We start from the raw sequence: 6,575 nt of genomic DNA, 5'->3' as shown, positions 1-6,575 counted from the left end.
GTCGAAGCCGATGAAGGCGAAGAAGACCACGGACGCCGCCGTGAAAATGCCCTGGACCCCGAAATTCGTCGGCGCGTAACCGAAGATCAGCTGGATCAGCGGGGCCTCGAAGCCGGAGCCTCCGAGGCTTCCCTTTTCCTCCGGGATGAACGGGCTGTAGTTGGCCGCGTCGATGAGGAAGGCTCCGGCGACGATGACGACCAGCACCACCGTCACCTTGATCGCGACCACGATTGCCGTCACCCGCGCGGAGAGCTTCATGCCGAGCAGCAGGATCACCGTCAGCACCACAACCAGCAGGGCGGCCAGCAGGTCGAAGCCGAACCCGTCAGCGGCGACCGACCCCTGGAGGGCCGTGGGGAGGTCCCAGTCGGCGGTGTCCATCAGGGACCGGACATAGCCGGACCAGCCGACGGCCACCACCGCGGTGGCCAGCGCCATCTCCAGCATCAGGTCCCAGCCGATGATCCAGGCGGGGAACTCGCCGAGCGACGCATACGAGAAGGTGTACGCCGACCCTGCGACCGGCACCGTCGAGGCGAACTCGGCGTAGCACAGGGCAGCCAGCGCGCAGACGACGCCGGACACCGCGAAGGCGATCGCGACCGCGGGGCCCGCGTTGTCCTTGGCCACCGCACCCGTGAGCACGAAGATACCGGTGCCGATGATCACGCCGATACCGAAGACCGTCAGGTCGAGTGCGGACAACGACTTCGTGAGCCGGTGGCCCGGCTCCTCCGTGTCCTGAATCGACTGCTCGATGGTCTTCGTCCGGAACAGCCCTCCGGAGCCGCGAGTCGCGGCCCCCCTGTCGTTGCTCACGCCGTACCTCCATGGTCGTCAGGACGCAGCAGGCGACAGGAACTCGTGGTCCTGGCTGCTCTGCACCGGTGTTTGATCGGCCCGGCTTTCGGGTCGCTGAGGTGGAGCCCGCAGGCACCGCCGAGGGCTTCCCCGAGGTGCCGGCGGGCTGCTGCCCTCATAGCTGTCGCGGCTGACAACGTAGATCGCGAATCCCCATCGGTGCGGGAGGAGCCGCCGCAACGCAGCCGACAGAGTGGCGTGATCCCGATCTGGATGACCTCACGGGTGCGGTTCCGCGGCCAATTGGCCTACGTCGGCGAGCCACCCCCGGAGGGCGCTGGGCCCGTGCCGCTGCGCGGTGTCGGTCGGGAGGGCCGCCTCGCCGCCGGAGCGGCCGGCCGAGGCGATCCGGGATGGCCCCGCAGGTCTGGACCACCTTCAGCGGTCCGTGGACGTGCTGCAGGAACCCGGCACGGCGGCCCGAGACGTGGGAACCGTACCCTCGGAAATATGGTGGATCCGAAAAAGTCCGAGACCGACGCCCTGTACGTGGACGCGAACCAGAGCGTCGAGGAAGCACGCCAACACGTTCGCGACGCGGCGGCCGGAAGAGGCAGCGCCCAACTCGAGACCGCTCTCGACGAATTGGAAGCCTCGCTGGCCCACCGGGAAGCCGCCCGCCTCCGCCTCCGGGACGACGCCTGGCTCCTCACAGCCCTCGGAGCGGCGAACGCGATCGACGCACAGTTCCATGGCGACCCGGCCCGCCCCGACGAGGACAACCCCGACAAGACGACCCCGTAGGTGATGAGCTACTGAGGGTCACGGGATCGTGGGTTCGCATCCCGCCGTCCCGACGAACGGAACGCAGGCCCGGGGCCGCTTCCCCTGCCGGAAGCGGCCCCGGGCCTTTGCGTTGCCCCCAGCAGCGATCACTCAGCGATGAGTTCCCTGAGCGCGATGTTGAGCTTCAGGACGTTGACCCGGGGTTCCCCCATGAAGCCGAGGACCCGGCCGTCGGTGTGGTCCTCGACCAGCTCCTCGACCCGCTGTACGCCGAGGCTGTGCCGCTCGGCGATCCGGTGGACCTGGATCCGCGCGAACTCCGGGGAGATGTGCGGGTCCAGGCCGGAGGCCGAGGAGGTGACGGCGTCGGCCGGCACGTCGGAGGGCCTGGGAGCGTAGCCCCGTGCCGTGTTGTCGGTGATGACGGCCTTCTTGGCGTCCTTCACCCACTGGATCAGCTCGTCGTTGTCGCCGGACCGGTTGGTGGCACCGGAGAGGATCAGCGAGTACCGGGGGTTGACGCTGTTGGTGCCCAGGCCGTTGGAGGGGCGCGGCTGGAACCACCTCAGGTCCGGGCGGGGCGCCTCCTCGGCGTCGTCGGGGTTCTCTTTGGGGAAGTTGTAGGTCTGGCCGATGAGTTCGGAGCCGGCGACCTTGCCCTCGCTGGTGATCTCGGAGCCGTTCGCCTTGTCGCTGAAGAGGGCCTGGGCCACGCCGGTGACTGTGAGTGGGTAGAGCACACCGCACAGGAGGGTCAGGACGAGGAGGGCGCGCAGGCTCGCCCACAGCAGCCGTGTGGTGCTCGCGACAGAGTTGTTCATGACGTCACCCGATGCCAGGGATGAGGGAGAGGAGCAGGTCGATGATCTTGATGCCGATGAAGGGGGCGATGAGCCCGCCCAGCCCGTAGACCGCGAGGTTGCGGCGCAGCATCCGGTCCGCGCTCGTCGGGCGGTACCGCACACCCCGCAGGGCGAGGGGCACGAGTGCGACGATGATGAGCGCGTTGAAGATGACGGCGGAGAGGATGGCCGACTCGGGCGACGCCAGGCTCATGATGTTGAGCTTGTCGAGGCCGGGGTGGACCACGGCGAACATCGCCGGGATGATCGCGAAGTACTTCGCGACGTCGTTGGCCATGGAGAACGTGGTGAGCGCGCCGCGCGTGATGAGCAGCTGCTTGCCGATCTCGACTATCTCGATCAGCTTCGTCGGATTCGACTCCAGGTCCACCATGTTCCCGGCCTCCTTGGCGGCCGATGTACCGGTGTTCATGGCCACGCCGACGTCTGCCTGGGCAAGCGCCGGAGCGTCGTTCGTCCCGTCGCCGGTCATGGCGACGAGCTTGCCGCCGGCCTGCTCGCGCTTGATCAGCGCCATCTTGTCCTCGGGGGTGGCCTCGGCGAGGAAGTCCTCGACGCCCGCCTCCTTCGCGATGGCTCTGGCGGTGAGCGGGTTGTCACCGGTGATCATGACGGTACGGATGCCCATCCGGTGCAGCTCGTCGAACCGCTCCCGCATCCCCTCCTTGACCACGTCCTTGAGGTGGACGGCACCAAGGACGCGGACGGCATCGGTGTCCTCGACCGCGACGAGCAGCGGCGTGCCGCCGGCCTCGGAGATCCGGTGCGCGATCCGGCCGGCGTCGTCCGGGACACTGCCGCCCCGGTCCTCGACCCAGGCGAGGACCGACGCCGACGCGCCCTTACGGACCTTCCGGCCGTCCACGTTCACACCCGACATCCGGGTCCGGGCGGTGAAGGGCACCCACTCGGCGTGCGCCAGTTCGCCCTGGTCCCGCTCGCGCAGGCCGTACCTCTCCTTGGCGAGGACGACGACGGACCGGCCCTCCGGCGTCTCGTCCGCGAGCGAGGAGAGCTGGGCGGCGTCGGCGAGATCGGCCTCGTCCGTGCCGTCGACGGCGATGAACTCGGCCGCCTGCCGGTTGCCGAGCGTGATGGTGCCCGTCTTGTCGAGCAGCAGCGTGGAGACGTCGCCGGCGGCTTCGACCGCACGTCCGGACATCGCCAGCACGTTGCGCTGGACGAGCCGGTCCATACCGGCGATGCCGATCGCGGAGAGCAGCGCACCGATCGTGGTCGGGATCAGACAGACCAGCAAGGCGACCAGCACGATCACCGACTGCTGCCCGCCGGCATGGACGGCGAAGGGCTGGAGGGTGACGACCGCCAGCAGGAAGACGATCGTGAGCGAGGCGAGCAGGATGTTCAGCGCGATCTCGTTCGGCGTCCGCTGTCGCGCGGCACCTTCGACAAGGGCGATCATCCGGTCGATGAAGGTCTCCCCCGGCTTCGCCGTGATCTTGATGACGACGCGGTCGGACAGCACCTTCGTACCGCCGGTGACCGCACTGCGGTCACCTCCCGACTCCCTGATCACCGGCGCCGATTCACCTGTGATCGCCGACTCGTCGACCGATGCGACGCCCTCGACGACGTCACCGTCACCCGGGATGATGTCGCCGGCCTCACACACGACCAGGTCACCGACGCGCACTTCGGTGCCGGGCACCTCTTCCTCGTCGCCTGCGTGCCCACCGTTGATCCGGCGCGCGACCGTGCCGGTCTTGGCCCTGCGCAGGGTGGCGGCCTGGGCCTTGCCCCTGCCTTCGGCCACCGCCTCCGCCAGGTTGGCGAAGAGCGTGGTGAGCCAGAGCCAGGCGGCGATGGCCCAGCCGAACCAGCCGGCGGGGTCCTTGACCGCGAAGACCGTCGTCAGCACGGAGCCGACCAGCACGACGAACATCACGGGTGACTTGACCATGACCCGCGGGTCGAGCTTCCTGACGGCGTCCGGGAAGGACTTGATCAGCTGTCCGAAGAACCCCCCGCCGACGCGTCCGCCGCCTGTGGATTGCGGCACGTCCGGGGGCGGTGCGGGGCTGGGAAGGTGAGTGGACATCGAGTCCTCTTGCTCCAGGCGAAGGGTCATGACGCCAGCCCCTCGGCGAGCGGCCCGAGGGCCAGGGCCGGGAAGTAGGTCAGACCGGTGATGATCACGATGGTGCCGACGAGCAGCCCGGCGAAGAGCGGCTTGTGCGTGTGCAGGGTTCCGGCGGTGGCCGGTACCGGCCGCTGCTCGGCGAGCGAGCCCGCGAGCGCGAGGACGAACACCATCGGCAGGAAACGGCCGAGCAGCATCGCGATGCCGATCGTCGTGTTGAACCACTGCGTGTCCGCGTTGAGGCCGGCGAAGGCCGAGCCGTTGTTGTTGGCACCCGAGCTGTACGCGTACAGGATCTCGGAGAAGCCGTGCGCGCCCGAGTTGGTCATGGAGTCGGCCGGGGTGTCCAGGGCCATGGCCGCTGCGGTGAAGCCGAGCACCAGCGCGGGCGTGACGAGGATGTAGCACGCCGCGAACTTGATCTCGCGGGTGCCGATCTTCTTGCCCAGGTACTCGGGTGTACGGCCGACCATGAGTCCCGCGATGAAGACCGCGACGACCGCGAGGATCAGCATGCCGTACAGGCCCGATCCGACGCCGCCGGGGGCGATCTCGCCGAGCTGCATGCCCAGCATGGTGATGCCGCCGCCGAAGCCGGTGAACGAGGAGTGGAAGGAGTTGACCGCACCGGTCGAGGTGAGCGTGGTGGCGACCGCGAAGATCGACGAGCCGCTGACGCCGAAGCGGGTCTCCTTGCCCTCCATGGCACCGCCAGCCAGGTCGAACGCGGGGCCGCCGTGGTGGAACTCGGTCCACATCATCAGGGCGGTGAACCCCAGCCAGATGGTCCCCATCGTGGCGAGGATCGCGTAGCCCTGCTTCACACTGCCGACCATCCGGCCGAAGGTGCGGGTCAGCGCGAACGGGATGAGGAGGATCAGGAAGATCTCGAAGAGGTTCGAGAAGGGGTCCGGGTTCTCGAAGGGGTGAGCCGAGTTGGCGTTGAAGTATCCGCCGCCGTTGGTGCCCAGCTCCTTGATGACCTCCTGGGACGCGACCGCGCCGCCGTTCCACTGCTGCGTGCCGCCCGAGAACTGCCCGACCTCGTGGATGCCGGAGAAGTTCTGGATGGCGCCGCAGGCCACCAGGATGACGGCGCCGATCACGGAGACGGGAAGCAGTATGCGCACCGTGCCGCGCACCAGGTCGGCCCAGAAGTTGCCGAGTTCACCGGTGCGGGAACGGGCGAAGCCGCGTACGAGCGTCACCGCGACGGCGATGCCGACCGCGGCCGAGACGAAGTTCTGTACCGCCAGGCCGCCCGTCTGCACGACGTGGCCCATGGCCTGCTCGCCGTAGTAGGACTGCCAGTTGGTGTTGGCGGCGAAGGACGCGGCGGTGTTGAACGCCTGGTCCGGGTCGATGGACACGAAGCCGAGCGAACCGGGCAGGCTGCCCTGGGCCCGCTGCAGCAGGTAGAGGAAGAGGACGCTCACCACGGAGAAGGCGAGGACGCCCCGCAGGTAGGCGGACCAGCGCATTTCCACGCCGGGGTCGGCGCCGAAAGCCTTGTAGACCCACCTCTCGACGCGCAGGTGCTTGTCGGAGGAGTAGACGCGGGCCATGTAGTCGCCGAGGGGACGGTATGCCAGTGCCAGCGCGGATATCAGCGCGATCATCTGGAGCACACCGGCAAGGAGAGGGGTCATCTGTGCTCAGAACCTCTCGGGGTACAAGAGGGCGAGGACGAGATAACCGAGGATGGCGACGGCCACGATCAGACCGGCCACGTTTTCAGCGGTCACAGCTTCGCCACCCCCTTGGCGGCGAGAGCCACCAGCGCGAAGACCGCGATCGTGGTGACGACGAAGGCCACATCGGCCATCGTGCACTCCTAGAGAGGCAGGAACGTACGGACCTCTCGAGGAGAACCCCTCTCAGGGCCGCTCAGGCCGGCCGTTGACGATCTCTTTACGGCCGGAGCCCCTCCCTTGACGACTCTCTTGCGCCCAGTCCTCCCAAGTGTGAGAACGCCCACGGGTCATATCCGCTCAAGCCGTGGTCAGGGGCCGTTTCCAGGC

Annotated in this window: 6 protein-coding genes; 1 reads left to right on the top strand and 5 read right to left on the bottom strand. The window is 68.3% G+C overall.

The window, feature by feature from the left end; genetic code table 11:
• The coding region (locus ACRDP3_RS27975; RefSeq protein WP_431519811.1) for an amino acid permease at nt 1–822 on the bottom strand (822 nt) is incomplete at its 3' end.
• 492 nt (nt 823–1,314) lie between these two features.
• On the opposite strand from ACRDP3_RS27975, the gene ACRDP3_RS27970 reads away from it, so the two are divergent.
• A complete protein-coding gene (locus ACRDP3_RS27970; RefSeq protein ID WP_431519810.1) occupies nt 1,315–1,608 on the top strand; it encodes a hypothetical protein in 294 nt (97 codons plus the stop codon).
• A gap of 128 nt (nt 1,609–1,736) precedes the next feature.
• Here ACRDP3_RS27970 and ACRDP3_RS27965 read toward each other — a convergent pair whose 3' ends face one another.
• From ACRDP3_RS27965 to kdpF, 4 genes are read right to left on the bottom strand one after another with little or no spacing between them, the layout of a single operon-like run.
• The gene (locus ACRDP3_RS27965) at nt 1,737–2,411 is read right to left on the bottom strand and encodes a potassium-transporting ATPase subunit C (RefSeq protein WP_431519809.1); all 675 of its coding nucleotides are present in this window, start codon (nt 2,409–2,411) and stop codon (nt 1,737–1,739) included.
• A 4-nt stretch (nt 2,412–2,415) separates the two neighbouring features.
• Entirely contained in the window at nt 2,416–4,512 is a 2,097-nt protein-coding gene (gene kdpB / locus ACRDP3_RS27960) for a potassium-transporting ATPase subunit KdpB (protein ID WP_431519812.1), read from the bottom strand.
• 26 nt (nt 4,513–4,538) lie between these two features.
• Nucleotides 4,539–6,203, bottom strand: coding sequence for a potassium-transporting ATPase subunit KdpA (gene kdpA / locus ACRDP3_RS27955; RefSeq protein WP_431519808.1), 1,665 nt, complete (start codon nt 6,201–6,203; stop codon nt 4,539–4,541).
• A 6-nt stretch (nt 6,204–6,209) separates the two neighbouring features.
• On the bottom strand, nt 6,210–6,299 hold the full coding sequence (gene kdpF / locus ACRDP3_RS27950) for a K(+)-transporting ATPase subunit F (protein ID WP_431519807.1): 90 nt from the start codon (nt 6,297–6,299) through the stop codon (nt 6,210–6,212).
• Between the last annotated feature and the right edge of the window lie 276 nt (nt 6,300–6,575).

It is taken from the genome of Streptomyces sp. (genome assembly GCF_050698815.1).
Lineage (GTDB): Bacteria > Actinomycetota > Actinomycetes > Streptomycetales > Streptomycetaceae > Streptomyces.
Note: the sequence above shows the minus strand (reverse complement) of the source record. Positions and strands in the feature narration are given on the sequence as shown.

Bases quoted from the DNA above. Each gene is read 5' to 3' on its own strand.
- kdpA (WP_431519808.1), bottom strand. From the start codon at position 6,203: ATGACCCCTCTCCTTGCCGGTGTGCTCCAGATGATCGCGCTGATATCC.
- ACRDP3_RS27965 (WP_431519809.1), bottom strand. From the start codon at position 2,411: ATGAACAACTCTGTCGCGAGCACCACACGGCTGCTGTGGGCGAGCCTG.
- kdpB (WP_431519812.1), bottom strand. From the start codon at position 4,512: ATGTCCACTCACCTTCCCAGCCCCGCACCGCCCCCGGACGTGCCGCAA.
- ACRDP3_RS27970 (WP_431519810.1), top strand. From the start codon at position 1,315: ATGGTGGATCCGAAAAAGTCCGAGACCGACGCCCTGTACGTGGACGCG.